13 protein-coding genes and 1 pseudogene are annotated in these 17,987 nt (G+C 38.7%); 3 read left to right on the forward strand and 11 right to left on the reverse strand.

The window, feature by feature from the left end; translation table 11 throughout:
* Positions 1-24: 24 nt before the first annotated feature.
* Positions 25-1,404 (reverse strand): cysteine--tRNA ligase, encoded by a 1,380-nt coding sequence (cysS, locus tag P20480_RS11760; protein WP_008128618.1) that lies wholly within the window; start codon positions 1,402-1,404, stop codon positions 25-27.
* 132 nt (positions 1,405-1,536) lie between these two features.
* On the opposite strand from cysS, the gene P20480_RS11755 reads away from it, so the two are divergent.
* Together P20480_RS11755 and P20480_RS11750 are read left to right on the forward strand one after the other, a co-directional pair.
* On the forward strand, positions 1,537-2,028 hold the full coding sequence (locus P20480_RS11755; RefSeq protein WP_008128620.1) for a peptidylprolyl isomerase: 492 nt from the start codon (positions 1,537-1,539) through the stop codon (positions 2,026-2,028).
* 89 nt (positions 2,029-2,117) lie between these two features.
* Positions 2,118-2,854 (forward strand): annotated as a pseudogene (locus P20480_RS11750) (UDP-2,3-diacylglucosamine diphosphatase).
* A 103-nt stretch (positions 2,855-2,957) separates the two neighbouring features.
* Here the strand turns inward: P20480_RS11750 and P20480_RS11745 are convergent.
* The 3 genes from P20480_RS11745 to miaE form a co-directional block, all read right to left on the reverse strand.
* Positions 2,958-4,871, reverse strand: a complete 1,914-nt coding sequence (locus P20480_RS11745) for a sensor histidine kinase (protein WP_008128625.1) — start codon at positions 4,869-4,871, stop codon at positions 2,958-2,960.
* Positions 4,858-7,008, reverse strand: coding sequence for an EAL domain-containing protein (locus P20480_RS11740; protein WP_008128628.1), 2,151 nt, complete (start codon positions 7,006-7,008; stop codon positions 4,858-4,860). The genes P20480_RS11745 and P20480_RS11740 overlap by 14 nt, the downstream gene beginning before the upstream one ends.
* Positions 7,009-7,245: 237 nt before the next feature.
* Positions 7,246-8,004 (reverse strand): tRNA isopentenyl-2-thiomethyl-A-37 hydroxylase MiaE, encoded by a 759-nt coding sequence (gene miaE / locus P20480_RS11735; RefSeq protein ID WP_008128630.1) that lies wholly within the window; start codon positions 8,002-8,004, stop codon positions 7,246-7,248.
* A gap of 205 nt (positions 8,005-8,209) precedes the next feature.
* Here miaE and P20480_RS11730 point away from each other — a divergent pair, with 205 nt between their 5' ends.
* Positions 8,210-8,809 (forward strand): Yip1 family protein, encoded by a 600-nt coding sequence (locus tag P20480_RS11730; RefSeq protein ID WP_008128633.1) that lies wholly within the window; start codon positions 8,210-8,212, stop codon positions 8,807-8,809.
* Between the two features lie 89 nt (positions 8,810-8,898).
* On the opposite strand, the gene purF is transcribed toward P20480_RS11730, so the two are convergent.
* From purF to P20480_RS11695, 7 genes are all read right to left on the reverse strand, one after another.
* A complete protein-coding gene (gene purF, locus P20480_RS11725; protein ID WP_033025282.1) occupies positions 8,899-10,425 on the reverse strand; it encodes an amidophosphoribosyltransferase in 1,527 nt (508 codons plus the stop codon).
* Between the two features lie 18 nt (positions 10,426-10,443).
* Positions 10,444-10,938, reverse strand: coding sequence for a CvpA family protein (locus P20480_RS11720; protein ID WP_006793890.1), 495 nt, complete (start codon positions 10,936-10,938; stop codon positions 10,444-10,446).
* A 184-nt stretch (positions 10,939-11,122) separates the two neighbouring features.
* The gene (locus P20480_RS11715; RefSeq protein WP_008128638.1) at positions 11,123-11,812 is read right to left on the reverse strand and encodes an SPOR domain-containing protein; all 690 of its coding nucleotides are present in this window, start codon (positions 11,810-11,812) and stop codon (positions 11,123-11,125) included.
* Between the two features lie 11 nt (positions 11,813-11,823).
* Positions 11,824-13,089 (reverse strand): bifunctional tetrahydrofolate synthase/dihydrofolate synthase, encoded by a 1,266-nt coding sequence (gene folC, locus P20480_RS11710; protein WP_008128639.1) that lies wholly within the window; start codon positions 13,087-13,089, stop codon positions 11,824-11,826.
* A gap of 24 nt (positions 13,090-13,113) precedes the next feature.
* Entirely contained in the window at positions 13,114-13,989 is an 876-nt protein-coding gene (gene accD / locus P20480_RS11705; RefSeq protein WP_008128641.1) for an acetyl-CoA carboxylase, carboxyltransferase subunit beta, read from the reverse strand.
* 150 nt (positions 13,990-14,139) lie between these two features.
* A complete protein-coding gene (gene truA, locus P20480_RS11700) occupies positions 14,140-14,934 on the reverse strand; it encodes a tRNA pseudouridine(38-40) synthase TruA (protein WP_008128643.1) in 795 nt (264 codons plus the stop codon).
* 155 nt (positions 14,935-15,089) lie between these two features.
* On the reverse strand, positions 15,090-17,987 hold a 2,898-nt coding region (locus tag P20480_RS11695), incomplete at its 5' end, for a FimV/HubP family polar landmark protein (protein ID WP_033025283.1).

Below are 17,987 nucleotides of genomic sequence, written 5' to 3' on the forward strand. Positions count from 1 at the left end.
CTTTTTTATTACAAGCGAGTAATTTTAAGCCTTACGCCACGTTGTTTTACCGGCTGAATCTTCAAGTATTACACCTAATGCATTAAGCGCATCACGTGCTTCATCAGCAGCAGCCCAGTCTTTACTCGCACGTGCTTCATTACGTTTTACTATTAAGGCTTCAATCGTTGCAACTTCATTATCATCTTGCCCGCCTTGTAAAAAAGCCTCAGGCGCTTGTTGTGCAACGCCTAATACTTCGCCAATAGTACGTAATATAAACGCAAGTTGACCCGCCTGTATTGCATCGCTTTCTTTTACGCGGTTTAGCTCTTTTGCCAGCTCAAATAAAACAGGTAAAGCCTCTGGAGTATTAAAATCATCATCCATTGCTTTTCTAAATTTAATCACGAACTCGTTACTCTCAAGCTCACACTCGATGGGTTTAACGTCACGTAAAGCAGTATAAATACGCTCTAGCGATGAACGTGCTTGGTCTAAGTTTTCTTGCGAGTAATTAAGTTGGCTGCGGTAATGGCCTGATATTAAAAAGTAACGAACCGACTCAGGGTCGTACTCTTTTAGCACATCGCGAACAGTAAAAAAATTATCTAACGATTTAGACATTTTTTCTTTATTTACTTGTACCATGCCAGTGTGGATCCACGTATTTACATACTCACCATTATTGGCACAGCATGACTGCGCAATTTCATTTTCATGGTGCGGAAACTGTAAATCAGACCCCCCACCATGAATATCAAAATGTTCACCTAAGTGCTTTGAGCTCATAGCTGAACATTCAATATGCCAACCTGGGCGCCCTTCTCCCCATGGAGATGACCATGAAGGCTCACCAGCTTTGGCTTTTTTCCATAAAACGAAGTCCAGTGGGTCGTCTTTATCTTGTGCCACTTCAACACGTGCCCCTGACTGAAGCATGGTTAAATCTTGCTGAGAGAGCGCACCGTATTGCTCAAACGTTGAAACATCAAATAACACGTCACCATCAGCTGCTACATACGCATGCCCTTTAGCTATTAAACGCTCAACCATTTCAATAATTTCACCCATGTGCCCTGTCACTGTTGGTTCTACATCCGGGCGTAACATGTTTAGGCTATCAAAATCTTCATGCATGGCTTTGGTCATGCGCAGTGTTAAATCGTTTATTGACTCTTTATTTTCATTTGCACGTTTAATAATTTTGTCGTCAACGTCGGTAATATTACGTACATATTTTAAATTGTAACCAATATGGCGAAGGTAGCGAACAATGACGTCAAAGCCAACAAATGTACGCGCATGACCGATATGACAGTAATCGTAAATGGTGATACCACACACATACATGTCGATTTTACCATCGACCATAGGTTTAAATTGTTCTTTTTGTCGCGTGAGTGTGTTGTATATTTGTACCATTTAGTTGGTGTCCTTCACTATTATCAAGAAAATGTATGTTACCACTTGAAAAGCATGGGCTCTAGCGCTTTGTTAATCTTAGCTAACTAAGATAAAATAGTGCGACTATTTAAACCAGATATAGGAAAGCACATGGTTGTTCTACACACAAACTTTGGTGACATCACCATTAAAATGTTTGAGCAAGAAGCTCCAAACACAGTAAAAAACTTTTTAGAGTATGCAAACGCAGGTTTTTACAACGGTACAATTTTTCACCGTGTAATTGATGGCTTTATGGTTCAAGGTGGTGGCTTTGTTTCAGGTATGGAGCAAAAAGACGTTAACGACCCTATTCAAAACGAAGCTAACAACGGCCTGTCTAATAAAGTAGGTACTTTAGCTATGGCACGCACACCAGATCCACACTCTGCTACAGCACAGTTTTTTATTAATGTTAACAACAATGATTTTTTAAACCACAGCAGCGAAACGTCTCAAGGCTGGGGTTACTGTGTGTTTGCTGAAGTAGTTGAAGGCATGGACATTGTAGAAAAAATTAAAGGTGTAGCTACTGGTAGCAATGGTTTTCACCAAGATGTTCCTCTTGAAGACGTGATCATCGAAAGCGTTACTGTTAACTAATAGTTCGCTTACCCACATAACGTGGAGTATCAGCGGGTGTCATTGCAACATGCATGCGCCCGCTTTATTTTTATCGAAAAGATATCCCTATGACTAAAAAAACGTATTTTATCGCTGATTTACATTTAACTGAAAACAGACCTGATATTAGCGCTGCTTTTTTAAGTTTTTAGAATCTAACATTTTGAATCAAGACGTTGATGCGCTTTACATTTTAGGTGACTTTTTTGAAGTATGGGTAGGTGATGACTACGTCACTGAACTTGCGCGCAGTGTAGCTAAAAAGCTTAAAGCAGTAAGTGATTCAGGTATTCCCGTCTATTTTATTCATGGTAATCGCGACTTTATCCTGCGAAAACACTATGCAAATTTAGCAGGTATGACACTGTTAGATGAGCAAACTGTTATAGACCTTTACGGCACACCCACTGTTATTTTACATGGGGATGAAATGTGTACCCAGGATATTGAGTATCAAAAATTTCGTAAAAAAAGCCGCGGTTGGTGGTGGCCAAAATTAATGCTTGCCATGCCATTATGGTACCGAAAAAAAATAGCTCGCAATGCCCGTGAAAAAAGTAAGCTTAGCCAAGCAGATAAACCGATAGAAATTTTAGACGTTGTTGATGATGCTGTCCTTTCGACATTTACGAAGCACAAAGTTGTTAACATGATCCATGGTCATACGCACCGACCAAATATTCATACATACTCACTAAATGGACAAACGCTTACACGCACTGTTTTAGGTGACTGGTACGAACAAGGCTCCTACTTAATTGTGACACCTCAAGAACAAAGGCTAATAAACACACCATTTAAATGAGCTATATAAAGCCATTTTTAGAGCCTCAATCCCTAAGTGTAGTCCCTTTAAGGCCCTATATAGCATTTAAATAATACGTTAAAAATTGAATGTGGGTACTCACTTAATTTTTAGGCAACGTAATTGTAAATCGAGTTTTAAATTTATCTTCCCATTTAGGATCAGACTCTAAAACCAACTGCCCTTTTAAAATTTTGGTAACCCATTGAGAAACCATATAAAGCCCAAGCCCTATGTTTCCTTTACCGCGCGCTGATGTATGAAAGGGCTCAAAAATAACAGATTGCTGCTGCTGATTAATCCCGCATCCGCTGTCTGATACTATAATATTTACATCTCCCTTATCACTTTCCTCAACCTTAATTTCAATCTCTCCAGATTGATTCTCTTCAAAAGCGTGGTTAAGCGCATTCATTATAAGGTTTTCAATAACCTGTGAGATAATCCCAGGGCGACTTTTAAGCGTGCAGCTATCATTAAACAAGGTTTTAATTTTAACCTTTGAAGTTTTTAATCGAGAGTTTAGCGTAACCAACAACTCTTTTATTATTGCTTCAATATTACACTCAATAAATTCTTCATTGTTTCTATCAATAGCCATTTTTTTAAAGCTTTTTACAAGTACAGCAGCTTTATCTAGGTTTACTCTGGCTAAGCCTAAATTATCATCTAAGCTTGATACGCTGTTCTCTAGTAGAGACTTTGTTAAGCCAGTTTTTATACCTTCATTTAGGCGGCTCATCACCGACTCAGCATTAGTAACAGAAATAATAGCACCGCCAATAGGCGTATTCATCTCATGAGCTACACCCGCAACAAGCATGCCTAATGAAGATAATTTTTGCGCTTCAACAAAGCTGTCCTGCAAAAGTTGCTGCTGCCTAATGGTATTTGAAAGTTGATTATTGACAGAATCCAGCTCCAACTTTTCAGCGCGTAACTGGTCAAATAAATCTTTTAGCGTTTTTGTATAACAATACTCTCTATATAAAATAAAGCCACCAATAAACAAAAGAATAATACCGCTAGTACCAGCATAACCTAGTGCCGTAAAGTGTATTTTATTCATCAACTTATCTTTACTTTTGATGTAAATATAAATGACTTCATTAAGGGTTTCATTATGCCTTTTTGAAAAAAGTGCGGGCAGCTTGTCTAACGAATAAATGTTTGAATCAAAATATCTTACTGTATTTTCTTGTTGGTTTTGCATAGACTCCCAGAGTGATGGGTTATAATTAGCAATTGTTAGCTCTGGCAATCCAAGCATAAACCCCCACTCTTTAGACTTATCATTGTTAAAAATCCAATACCCATCTTTGTTTACAATATTAATTTGAGCGTTTTCAGAAGAGTAATTTCTAATTTTCTGAAAAAAGTCAGATAAGTTAAAATTAATTATAATGAGGCCATCAACTATAAATTCGCTTGAGCTAGTTCGATAAGTAACTCTAATGGTGGGTTCGTATGGCTCAACTATTGAACCATACTCCATGTTTAAATCAATTCTTGATAAAAACGAATCAGGTGCCTCTATCGATATACCTTGCCTAAAGTAATAGCGCGACATTTTGTTTTGGAGCTCTTTTTGCTTAACAACTTTTGCCTCACCGTTTTTAAAGTCAACTCTAAAACGTTCGTTCCCGGTAATATCAATCCACCGAATTTGCGAAATGATAGGCGATAATAACCCAAAATTAACGAAGTAATCATTTATGCTTCGTATGGATTCTCGGTCTCTAAACATATACCTGAGCTTATTGCCCCTTTTTAGGTTTTTGTTGTCTGCTAAAACTTGTGTTAGTTTTTTTATACTACTTAGCTCTTTTACAAACTCTGTCTGCACTAGAGATAGTTTGTCGTCTTGATAATCTTGAACAAGCGCAAGCCTTGATTGGTAAATTTGCCAATATACTAAAAAACTAATAACGCCAGCAGCAACCATAATAAACAATGCTTTAATATATAGCTGTTTATTATTTAAACTAACAGAAAGTCTATGATCAAACTTTTCCATATTGCTTTAACCATGTTGTTAAATCGTCAAAAAACAGTGGTTTTGAAAAGTAATAACCTTGGGCCACATCACAGCCTATTTTTTTAACCCATTCACACTGCTCTAGTGTTTCTACACCCTCAACAATAATAGAAAAATTAAATCGTCTGGCTAAGTTTACAATCATTTCTAGGATGTATTGGTTATTAGCATTGCGCTCAATATCAGTTAAAAAACATCTGTCTATTTTTAAAATATTTGCAGGTATCTCAGTTATGTGTGAAATAGATGAATAACCTGTTCCAAAGTCATCAATGCTTACTTTAATACCCAGCGCCATAAATTCATCTAACGACTCTCTAATTAAGTCGTAATTACTGATCGCTTGGGTCTCAGTAATCTCTAGCTCAAGCATTTCTGGAGGTATATTGGCATCTTTTAACTTATGAAGGATTTTTTTGCAGTAGTCAGAGTCAACCAAATCAAAAGCCGACGCATTAAAAGCAATAGGCAAATTTACGCCCATATCACTTAACTTATGAATAGTCGAAATTATCTTATCGAAAATAACGCTGTCTAATTCACTAATTAAACCTGCTGTTTCAGCAAGTTCAATAAATATCTCTGGGCTTACAAAACTACCGTCTTCTAACTGCCAACGAGCCAATGCTTCAAAGCCCACAGGGGTTAACGTTGCTAAGTCCATTTTAGGCTGTAAGGCTATTTGTAAAGTACCAGCACCAATTACTCTTCTTAATCGGGCCATTAAACTATATCGGTTAGTTAATGCTTCTGTTTTTTCTTGGGTATGCTTTATATATTTTAAAGATGCGGTTTGGCTATCACTTAAACTAGATTCAGCAATGCTTATTATTTTTTCGGGTACAATATTTAAAACAGAACTTAGCGCTAAATCAAGAATTCTCAAATCAGCATATTGTTTTACAGAGGTAATTATACATTTTTGCCTTATCAGGCTAGCTATCATTTCGTCGGTTATATCGAAGTTTGCGTTTATAAGTAATCCAAAGCTGCTGTTATTGATAATGGCAATGCGCGCTGAATAACCATCAAAAATAGTCATTAAATTTTTATAAACTTCTTTTAATAGCTTTTGACAAAAATCATGGCCAAACGAAAATGCTTTTTCTTCAAATTGCTCAACTTCAAAAACTAACAAACGTGTTTGGTACTGCTCGTGCAGGTTCATATTTTTTATTTCACGAATGAGCCAGTTACGATTGTGCGTGTTTAACGACACATCGGTATATGCAAGTTCAGTAAGCTTGTTAAGCAGTGCTATGTTACTAAAGCCTGTGCTTACATTTTCACTGAATACTTTTAATAAATATTCATTTTGTTCTGATATTTCATTGTCCGACTGAACAATCGTTACATAGCTTTCCCCAGCTATTTCTTTGTTGCAAAAATAAAATATCGTGTGGTATTCAGAAAAAACGTGCCTTTTTTCGTCCAAAGCTCGCTTAAAATCACTGTAGATTTGTGGAAGTAAAACCCTATCGTCAATAAGCTTTCCTTCAAACCCATCAAAACAACCATTAGCTGTCGAAATATGCGCTCTGATAATTTCGCCATCACTTTGAGTAGAGCACATAATCCCTCCTCCCTCAGTGACGTTTAAAATATTACTGATTTCTTCTAAAACAGCTTTAGAGAAAGATCCCATATCGTGTTTACTGTTTATGCTTCTTGAAGCATCTAAAACAAGTTGAAGACCTTTTCTGGCTGAAGATATTTGTGAAATGTATTTCCAGGTGCGTAAGTTGCTTGTAACAATAGATTGTAATTTTTCAGCAGAGACGTCTGATTTATTCCAATATTCGTCTATATCAAGCGTTTTCATTATTTGCTGTTCGGGAGCAAAGCCTGGTTGACCTGTAAGTAAAACAATACGCATGTCTGCGTTACCAATCACCTCTCTTATAGTACTTACAAGCCTGAGACCTGAGTCATCATCTTCCATTACAACATCTATAAAAGTGAGCGCTATATCTGGATGCAAACTGAGCACTAAAGCTGCTTGTGAAACCGAGTTAGCTGTGAGAACTTCTATTTCACAATTATCCTCTGGTCTCATTTCTTTTAAGCTGTTGGTTAAAGCATGCTGATAATTTATATCGTCCTCAACAGTGAGCACTTTTTATTTTTTTTATTGTTGAGCTGTCTTCTTCAAGCTCCTCATCAAATACAAACAGACTGTTGTTATCGGACATCCTACACCGCCTATATAAAAAATATACAACTAAATTTAATAGATATAGTTCATAAATTTGTATGTAACTATTTACTATATATAGTAGAAGGCGATTTAAGTTTGGTCTAATTTTTAGTGCTTTATCTCATCAGTTATGCAAAAAATAAAGCACTGGGGGGATTATGCTGGAGTACCACTATGAAATTTGAAGTCTTCATCTGCCGATACAATAAGTTCAGCTTCAATTTCACCAAATTCCTTAACCCTTTGCGTAATATCAAAATCGGCAATTTCTTGCGCCAAGGCTAGATAATCTTGATAATGACGTGCCTCTGAGCGCAGTAGCGAAATATAAAAATCACCTAGACGTTTATCTACATGGGGCGCCAACTTTGCAAAACGCTCACACGAGCGTGCCTCAATGTAAGCACCTACAATTAATTTGTCGACAAGTGCATTTGGCTCGAATGTTTTAACATTTCGTAACATCCCTTTAGCGTAACGACATGGTGTAATACTTTCGTACTCTACACCATACTCATCCATTATTTCTAAAACTTGGTAAAAGTGATGTAACTCTTCTTTTATGAGCAACACCATTTTGTCAATTAAGTCTTGCCCGTAAGGAGAGTTAGACTTGGGAATGATTGATTTAGTAAGCTTGTTTTTTGCTGCTAAATCACGCCAGTTACCTTCACGTTTATAAATAAGTGTTTCGAAAGGTTTAAGCCAAGCTAAAAGTGCATCACCGCTTTCTTTATCTACTGCATACTTACGAATTAAAAACATTGCTGACTGAGCGGCTTTTAACTCACAAATTAAGTGATCTATTAAAATAACTGACAGATTTTCTTTTTTGATTGCTTTATCTACCCACTGAGTCGGTGTTTTGCACAATAAAAAATCATGAATAGGCTCTAACAGCTGGCTATGTGACACGTTTGATACTCGTTGCTAATTAAAATTAAAGAACCTGTATTTTAACACGAATTCACGGTTTGATTAAATCAAAGCCAACTTCATTTATTTGTTAAAAATTAGTTAACTTGACTTTGTACACTATGTGGCCCATAACTGTAAATGAACTGTATAAATAATACACTACAACAAAAACAATAATACCTTCCTAAACGGAGTACACACTATGATATTAAACCACCTATGGGGCTTATACGCTCACCCACTTGAAGAGTGGCAAACAATTGATAACCGACACGAAAGCTTGACCTATAGCTTGTCACACATTTTACTTATTGCTTTGTTTCCATCAACAATGGGGTATTATTCGTCTGTATACTTGGGCTGGAGCATTGGCACTGGTGGTCTAGTATTTTTAACACATGAGAGCGCGCTATTAATAGCTATAGCCATGTATGTAGCTTTAATTATAGGTGTATTTGCACTTGCCTATTTAGCCCATTGGATGGCCGTTACTTTTGGCTCTAAACCCACCTTTACTCAAACGCTTGAACTAGCGGCTTACACAGCAACACCGGTATTTATGTCTGCGCTTGCCGCTTTTTGGCCTGTGCTTTGGTTTGTTGTATGTGCTGGAATTGTTGCATTAGCTTACTCGGTTTATTTACTTTATACCGGAGTACCTATACTCATGCACATACCTGAAGAACGTGGTTTTATTTATGCAAGCTCGGTCGTTACCTGTGGGCTAATATTATTAGTCATCATATTAGCTGCCACTGCGATTCTTTGGACAAATGGCATTGTAAGCCCCATGTTCACATAATAAATTTTTAGTAACTCGATTAAGTAATGTTCAACCAACAAAAAAGGAGCTAATTAGCTCCTTTTCTAAAATTAAAATACTCGAAAGAATTAATCTGTCTCGTTTTCTTCTTGGTTATGTATCTCTAACCCTGATGACATCGCGGTTTCGCGTGTGCTTTTAGCTGTATCGTTTCTCAGTTTATCTATTCGGTTTAAATAGTTTTGATCTATGTCGCCTGTTATATATTGCCCGTCAAACACAGAAGTTTCAAATTGAGTTATTTCTGGATTTTCTTGGCTTACAGCGGCCATTAAATCTGTTAATGACTGAAAAATCAATCCGTCAGAACCAATACTTGCGTTTATATCTTCAACCTCACGGCCATGAGCAATAAGTTCAGCTGCCGATGGCATATCAATACCATAAACATTTGGAAAGCGTATTTCAGGAGCTGCTGAGGCAAAGTATACGTTTTTAGCACCAGACTCTCGCGCTATTTCCACAATTTGCGCAGATGTAGTACCGCGCACTATTGAATCGTCAACAAGTAATACATTTTTACCTTTAAATTCACGATCAATTGCGTTTAGCTTTTGACGCACTGACTTTTTACGCATTTCTTGACCAGGCATAATGAACGTACGGCCAATGTAACGGTTTTTAACAAAGCCTTGGCGGTACGGTAAATCAAGTACGCGAGCAATTTCAAGCGCGACATCGCACGAAGTTTCTGGAATAGGAATGACAACATCAATGTCTTTATCTGCCCACTCACGTGCTATTTTCTCACCCAGTTTGGTACCCATGTTTACGCGTGTTGCATAAACCGACATTCTGTCTATTGTTGAGTCTGGACGAGCAAAATAAACAAATTCAAAAATACAAGGCGAGTAAGACACTTTATCTGCACAATTTAATGAGTGGAACTGTCCATCTTCAGTCACAAAAATAGCTTCACCTGGGGCTACATCGCGAATAAACTCAAAGCCATCAGGTTTTAGTGCCACACTCTCTGAGGCAAACATGTACTCTGTGCCTTTTTCAGTCTCGCGTTTACCAAAAACAAGAGGGCGAATACCGTTAGGATCACGAAACGCTACAACGCCGTGACCGATAATCATAGCAATGGCTGCATAGCCACCCGTTACTTTTTTGTTTACCTCAGCAACGGCTGTAAACACATCTTCAGGGTCTAGGTGTAACTTGTCTGAGCGACTAAGCTCATGCGCCATAATATTAAGCAATATCTCAGAGTCAGACGTTGTATTAACATGTCGACGTGCTTCTGAAAATAACTGTTCTTTTAGTTCTTCAGCATTTGTAAGGTTTCCATTATGCGCAAGGGCGATACCAAATGGTGAGTTTACATAAAAAGGCTGTGCCTCAGATGAACTAGAAGAGCCTGCTGTTGGATAACGTACATGGCCAATACCAATGGTACCTTGTAGTCGCTTCATGTGACGTGTGTGAAATACATCTTTCACTAGGCCGTTTGCTTTACGTAAGCTAAACGTATTATTTTCAATGGTAATTATTCCCGCGGCGTCTTGCCCACGATGCTGCAAAACAGTTAAGCCATCATATATCGCCTGATTCACAGGAGACGTTCCGACTATTCCAACGATACCACACATGTAATTTATCCTCGCCGATTAACGGTTTACTGAATTTAAAAAGCTGGAGTTGTTTTCGAGGTACGAAAAAAACCATTCAACAACAAAGCCAAATTCTGGAATCAAAATAGAATTACCCCACCAGTGCGTATTAGGTGCACCAGTAAAAGCATCAAGAAAGAAGAGTAACGCGCTCACGACCAACACGCCTCGTAGAGCACCAAACACTATGCCAAAGACACGGTCAGTACCCGATAAGCCAGTACGAAGTACAAGCTGACCTAAAATATAGTTTAGTAAACCGCCTAACAGGAGCGTCGCAAAGAAGAGTATGGCAATGGCCGCCGCATTTCTTAAAAGGGGTTCAGAAATGCTTGTTAGGAAGGAAGCTAAATATTGGTAAAATAAACTTGAGATGATAAACGCGCCTGCCCATACCGCTAATGACATAGCTTCTTTTACAAAGCCGCGTATTAAACCGATGATGGTAGACAGTGCAATGATGCCAAGAATGGCGTAATCAACCCAGATCATAATAACCAATTAGTCGCTATTTTGGGGCGCATTCTATACCCAAACATCCTCAGTATGCAAGTTTAAACGGGAGATAACCGCAGCCAACCTGAAACATTTAATTAACATTTTGACAGTTAATAAATTGGCCTAAGTAATTGTGTAACATCAAAGAAAAAGGCCTTATTGTTTAAGGCCTTTTTAATTAGTTAGTTACTTCGTATTGGGTTATTTTACCGTTAAGCTTAGTAAGCTTTTTAAGTTCTGGTAATTGCTTTTCCAACTCAGTTTTATCAAGTGACGGACCAACAAATACTTTTGTTAGCGTTCCGTTAGGTGTTTTTATAGGTTTAGTAAACGTATTAAACCCTTTTGAAGTTAATTTAGCCTGTAATGCTTTAACATTTGCAGCATGAGAAAAACTACCTAACTGCACCACATAGGCCATATCAGTTAGATTTTCATCACTTTTACGCGGTGTAATAGGCTTAGCTGCCTCTTTGACGACTTTTTCAGGAACCTTAGTCTCTTCTTTCGCTTTAGCAACTTGCGGTTCAGCAATGTCAGTTTTTGTAGCTTTAGGTATGACTGACGCTTCAACTATTTTCTCTTCACTGGCAAAGTTGCTTTGTGAAATAGTATCGTCTTGCTCTAAAACGTCATCATCAGGAGAAATATCTTCAATGTTATCTTGTTTTAACGGCTCAGCTATAGCTACTTGATCATTAATTGAGTCTTGCAAGTCAATCGTTTTGAACTCAGGTCGCTCTGGGATCGCTTTAAAGCCTTCCTTGTAGTGCACTTTTTCGCCATCAAGTATGTTTGGGATAAACACAATCGCTGCGATCACCACAATACTTGTTCCAACTAAGCGATTTATAAAACTTGAGTTCACCGATATCCTCTCTATTTTTTAAAATAATTAATAGCATCTGCTACTGTAAAAAATGAACCAAATACAATTAAAATAACATTGTCTTGTTGCTTAGGTAAAATAACACTCAGTGCTCGTTCAACGCTTTCAAAGCTTTGTACCTTGTCGTGAGTAGATACGCTTTGTAGGGCTTCTTTTAAGTTATTAGCACTATCACCACGAGGGCCGCCTAAGCTAGCAAGAAACCAATCATCAACAAGATGGGCTAGCTCTTTGAGCACCGCTGCTTTATCTTTATCAGCAAGCATAGCGGCTAATGCATGAACTTTAAAGCCTTTATCTTTGTAACTTAATAACTTATTGGCTAAATAGCGAGCTGACTCTGGATTGTGAGCGACGTCTGTAAATACCAATGGCTCTGTGCTTAACTGTTCGAAGCGCCCTTCCACCACCAAGTTAGCTAAGCAATTCTTTATTACATCAACATTGGGTAATAAATTTAAAACGCTCAACACTGTTAGAGCAGTCGCTGCATTTTGCGCGGGTATTGCAGGTTTATTGAGTGTAAGGTTATGTTTTTCAAACTGCCAATTAAACGTTTTGTCATGCTCTTTAAAAATAAAGTCAGTGCCTGATAATGTCATATTGGCACTAATCTCGTTACCGTAATCAATCATTGTATGCGGGATACTTAAGTCCCCAATGATAGCGGGGGTATCTTTACGGAATATACCCGCTTTATCGTACGCCACCAGCTCTCGGGTATCGCCAAGGTATTCTTTATGGTCTAAATCGATGGTTGTAATAACACTTGCGTATGGCGTTACTATATTTGTTGCATCAAAACGCCCGCCTAAACCTACTTCTAATAATACATAATCTACTTCAAAGCGCTTAAAAATAGCCAGTGCTCCCAACGTACCGTACTCAAAATACGTAAGCGGTGTGCTCCCCCGGCCTTGCTCTAGCGTGTTGAAGGCATCAACATGGTATTGATCATCAAGCTCTTGACCATTTATGCGAACACGTTCGTTATATCGAATTAAATGAGGAGAGGCGTAAGTACCTACGCTGTAACCTTGCGCAAGTAGTAGCGATTCTAAGCAGCGAGCGGTAGTCCCTTTGCCATTTGTGCCACCAATTAGAATTATTTTACTGGGGGTATTTAGTAAACCAATATTATTGGCAACATCTGCAACGCGCTCTAAGCCCATTGCAATGTTGGCTGGGTGAACACTTTCTAAATAAAAAAGCCAATCATCAAGGCTTGATGATTGGCTAGGGATTGTTTTTGTCATAGCATAAATCAGAAAAGCTTAAATTTACGCTACTCTATGCTCTTGTTCAGTAGAAGGCAAGTTCATAAATTTAGCAAGCACACGTGCTAACGTATCACGCATTTCACGGCGGTCAACAATCATGTCTATTGCACCGTGCTCAAGTAAAAACTCACTACGCTGAAAACCTTCTGGTAAGGTTTCGCGAACTGTTTGTTCTATTACTCGCGGGCCAGCAAAGCCAATTAAGGCTTTTGGTTCAGCAACGTTAATATCACCTAGCATTGCTAATGAAGCCGATACACCACCCATTGTTGGGTCGGTCATTACCGAAATAAATGGCAATCCTTTTTCGCTCATTTTAGCAAGTGCTGCACTGGTTTTGGCCATTTGCATAAGCGACATAAGTGCTTCTTGCATACGTGCACCACCTGAGGCAGAAAAGCACACTAATGGCATGTTGTGCTCTAAACATTGGTCTACGGCATCAACAAACCGTGCGCCAACAACCGAAGCCATTGAACCACCCATAAATGAGAATTCAAAAGCAACCGCAGCAACAGGTATGCCTTTTAAGCGGCCCTTCATTGCAACTAGCGCGTCTTTTTCGCCACTTGATTTTTGGGCTGCGCTAATACGGTCTGAGTATTTTTTAGAGTCTTTAAACTTTAATACATCTTTAGGCTCGTGCTCAGTACCAAGCTCCGTGCGGTCACCTTCATCTAAAAAGTGCTCTAAACGTTTACGGCCGCTCACACGCATGTGATGGTCGCATTTAGGACATACGTTTAATGATTTTTCTAGTTCAGCTTTATATAAAATTGAATCGCAAGCTGTACATTTAGCCCAAACGCCTTCTGGAATTTCTTTACGACCTGACGACTTAGTCGTTTTAGGTAAGATTTTTTCTAACCAACTCATTTGCAACTCTCTTAATGCTGTTCTGTGTCGCGAGTCTGCTAATAAGTAGCAGACAGATTTTTTCAATTAAAACATGAATTACACAAACACGGTATAAAAAACTGGTCTTAGTAGTTAGAGGAAATTAAATTTAGCGATTAATAATTCTAACTAAATATCAACATCAGGTAAAAATAATGGCCCTAGTGGGGTTTTAGGAATATTAAACTGCTCTGGGTAATCAACATCGACTAAATACAAACCAGCGGCTTTAGCTGTTGCACTCGCTTTTGCACGCTCTTTTAAATCTAATAGCTCTTTTAGCCATACAGGTTGGTGCTTGTGTAAGCCAATATCCATTAAGCAACCGGTTATATTGCGCACCATATGATGCAAAAATGCATTCGCCTTAATATCAATTACAACGTAATCACCTTGGCGCTGAACAGATAAGTGATGAATTGTACGTTTAGCGGTATTAGCTTGGCAGTGTAATGCTCTGAATGATGTAAAGTCATGCTCACCAATTAAATGCTGACACGCCTCTTGCATTACCTTTTCATCTAGCTTGTGATGGAAATGAGTAACACCCTCGTTCATAACAGCTCCACGGTATGGATAGTTATAAATAACGTAGCGATACCTTCTTGCGGTTGCACTAAAACGTGCATGAAAGTCTTCTGCAACAGGTTGAGCAAATCGAATAGCAATATCTTTAGGTAGCAAAGTGTTCATACCCATAGTAAACGCGACCATTTCACGAGATGCATTGGTTTCAAAATGAACAACTTGGCCTGTTCCATGCACTCCTGCGTCAGTTCGCCCTGCACACACAATTTCAACTGGGTGGTTACAGATACTCGACAGCGCCTTTTCTACTTCTTGTTGTACGCTATTTACGTGCGATTGACGCTGCCAACCACTATAACGTGCGCCATTATATTCAACCCCAAGTGCTACTCGCATATTTATCGTTTTACCTACTGTACTAATTAACGGCGCATTTTATGCTATCTCGCGGCGCAATAAAAGCGACCGTGATGTAATCATATAAAAACAATAAAAAACCCATAATCAGCATCACCAATTATGGGTTTATCGTATTGAAATTAACACAAATGCTATTGTTGTAATTTTGCTTGCAAACTAAGCGCTTCTTCTTGAACTTCTTCAGGCCCTTTTGCTATTACGTCTTCAATCACCTTAAGCGCGGAATCAAAGTCGTCGATTTCAATATAGGCACGTGCTAAGTCTAACTTAGCGGAGTAACCTCCACTCTCGGCATCAACGTCTGTTGGATTATCACCAGCAAGTAATGCATCAAACTCACTTAAACCTAAGTCTATATTTACGTCATTGTAAGGCTCATGCTCAAGTTCAGCATCGTCACTTTGCTCAAGTAATGAGTCAATATCTACAAAATCGTCTTCACCTAAAGGTTTTGCGTCTTCAGGGACTGGCTCTTTATGATTGAAGACTTCTTCATCAACTAAGTCTTCTTTCAATAAAGAATCAAAGTCAACATCAAACTCGCTGCTATCTTCTATAGCAAGTTCATCGGGAGCGGCTAACTCATTGAGCAATGAATCGAAATCGGTTTCACTTAAATCAGCCATAAATTCATCATCAAGTGCTTCATCTGATACAAGGTTAGTATCACCCTGAGAGTCAACTTGAGTTAGTTCAGCTTCACGATCAACATTAGTTTGTTCATTTATTTCATCGTCCGATTCACTTATAAATGCTGGATTGTCTAGCCCAACGCTGCTATCAGGCGCTAAATAGTCCCCATCAGCGTTATTCGACTCTGAGAGTAAATCATCAAGTGTGTCATCGTTTAAGTCGTTAAGATTGTCGAGCTCACCATCTAGTTCATTAAATTCATCAATTAACAGGTCGTCATTAAAGTTAGTTCCCGCGCTGTCTATATCATCTTCAGCTGAATTTTGATTATCAGCTTCGTTGTCATTAAGCTCTGGAGTGAACGCATCGTCACTGGTTATTTCACTATTATCTTCACCTGAACCTGAGAAATCAGCACCATTACTCGGTCTATTAGGAAGTAGCTCTTCTGCTGAAACCGCATCATCGTTAACTTGAGCAATTGATCCCTCAACCTCGTCATTGATTTCAAGCTCAGCATCTAGTTCATCTAGTTCATCTAGTTCATCATCAACAGTTTGCTCGATACCTAAATCAGATGATTCAAGCTCTTCACTATTAGGTAAATCAGTGCCTGTTTCTGCTAAATCGTTTTGTGAATATTCAAGGTTTTCGTCTAAAATTTGGCTTTCATCAGTAGCTTCAGGCGCTGATACTTCAGTCTCGTCATTAGCTTCTAGCACTAACTCTGATTCATCAAACTCATTATCAATTAATGGTTCATTATCAAAGTCATCCTCTAGGCTATCTAAATCAAAATTTGATGAAAGTGCTTGCGATAGTTCTTGCTCTGTTTGGCTTGGTGATAATTCTGGTTCATGCTCAATGTCGACTTCCTGAGCAATCGCACTGCCGCCATCATCTAAATCTTGTTCAAATTCTTTAGTATCCGTTCTCTCAATGTCGTTTTGGGGCGTTTCTAAAACTTGCTCTTCAACGCCTTCGACACCCACTGAATCAAACTCTAAATCAGCGCCTAGTAATGAATCTTCGTCCGTATCCTCTGGGACTAAAACGTTGGCTTCTTCATTAATTTCAGGCTCTAAATTTGATTCATCGAACTCGCTATCAATTAATGGCTCATCATCAAAATCATCTTCTAAGCTATCTAAATCAATATTTGATGAGAGCGCTTGCGATAGTTCTTGCTCTGTTTGACTTGGTGATAGTTCTGGCTCTAGACTTGCATCTAAAGTTTCATCAATTGTGGTATCACTAACAACTTCATCTAAATTTAATCCATCTAGCTCTTCGTCGTTATCAGTATCACCATCTGGCGTCTCTGAAACAAGCTCCTCAAAGTCTTCTGCATTGACAGAATCAAGTTCTAGGTCGGCGCCTAACCCTGCTAAATCAACCTGTGAATCATCAAAGTTCTCTTGCGATAACAATGCTTCATCTGTAATTTCTGGTAGTGGTTCTTCACTTTCTGAATTAGTATCAAGTCCAGAATCTGACTGTTCAAACTCACTATCGATTAACGGCTCATCGTCAAAGTCATCTTCTAGGCTATTTAAATCAATACTTGATGAGAGCGCTTGTGATAATTCTTGCTCTGTTTGACTTGGTGATAGTTCTGAATCAAGTTCTTCATCAGCCAGCACATCGATATCATTATCCGAAAAATCTGAAACATCTTTTGCAAACTCTCCGTCATCACCTAATTCATTATGCTCTTCTTTTGTCGCGAATTCTTCAGCATCGCCTACCGCCAATAGCTCATTGTCATCAATTATTGGGGCTTCATCAAAATCAGCAGTGGCATGGGGCTCATCATCAAGTTCCTCGTCAAAGTTACTCAGGTCTGCGCCCTTAGAAATAGAGTCAGCCAAATCTTTTTCTGTTTGACTAACAACATTCTCACCTTCATTGCTAGTAGACTCTTGCGTTTCAGCCCCTTGATCTTCAGCTATTTCTAACTCAGGGTAATCCTCTAACTCTTCACTAGGCGTTATTGATTCTGTTTCTAGTATTTCATCCTCAAGGGATAAATCAGAATCTGTGTCTTCTGCTAATGGATCATCACCTAGATCAACTTCAACCTCTTCAATTTCATCGTCCAGATCATCAAGTGTCCAATCAGGGCTTTCTACGTATTCTGAGTCTTCTGGTTGTTGTAATTCATTTAAGAGTTCGTCTACACTTTGCAACGCATCATCGTTATATTCATCCAGTAAATCTTCTGGATCTAAAAGCGTGTCTGATGTGTCTGTAAAATCATCGGCCCCAAAGTCTTCAAGCACTTCATTAGGCTCTAGCTCTTCTTCAAGTGCTGGCTCCTCTAAAAGCTCAGGCTCTTCTTCAAGCTCTGGCTCTTCTGCAAGCTCTCGCTCTTCTTCAAGCTCTCGCTCTTCTTC

Origin of the sequence: Pseudoalteromonas sp. BSi20480 (assembly GCF_000241365.1) — a bacterium.
GTDB lineage: Bacteria > Pseudomonadota > Gammaproteobacteria > Enterobacterales > Alteromonadaceae > Pseudoalteromonas > Pseudoalteromonas marina.

Coding starts and splice junctions, on each gene's coding strand:
- purF (WP_033025282.1), bottom strand. CDS start 10,425: ATGTGTGGTATCGTTGGAATAGTCGGAACGTCTCCTGTGAATCAGGCG.
- P20480_RS11745 (WP_008128625.1), bottom strand. CDS start 4,871: ATGGAAAAGTTTGATCATAGACTTTCTGTTAGTTTAAATAATAAACAG.
- P20480_RS11755 (WP_008128620.1), top strand. CDS start 1,537: ATGGTTGTTCTACACACAAACTTTGGTGACATCACCATTAAAATGTTT.
- P20480_RS11730 (WP_008128633.1), top strand. CDS start 8,210: ATGATATTAAACCACCTATGGGGCTTATACGCTCACCCACTTGAAGAG.
- truA (WP_008128643.1), bottom strand. CDS start 14,934: ATGCGAGTAGCACTTGGGGTTGAATATAATGGCGCACGTTATAGTGGT.
- cysS (WP_008128618.1), bottom strand. CDS start 1,404: ATGGTACAAATATACAACACACTCACGCGACAAAAAGAACAATTTAAA.
- folC (WP_008128639.1), bottom strand. CDS start 13,089: ATGACAAAAACAATCCCTAGCCAATCATCAAGCCTTGATGATTGGCTT.
- accD (WP_008128641.1), bottom strand. CDS start 13,989: ATGAGTTGGTTAGAAAAAATCTTACCTAAAACGACTAAGTCGTCAGGT.
- P20480_RS11720 (WP_006793890.1), bottom strand. CDS start 10,938: ATGATCTGGGTTGATTACGCCATTCTTGGCATCATTGCACTGTCTACC.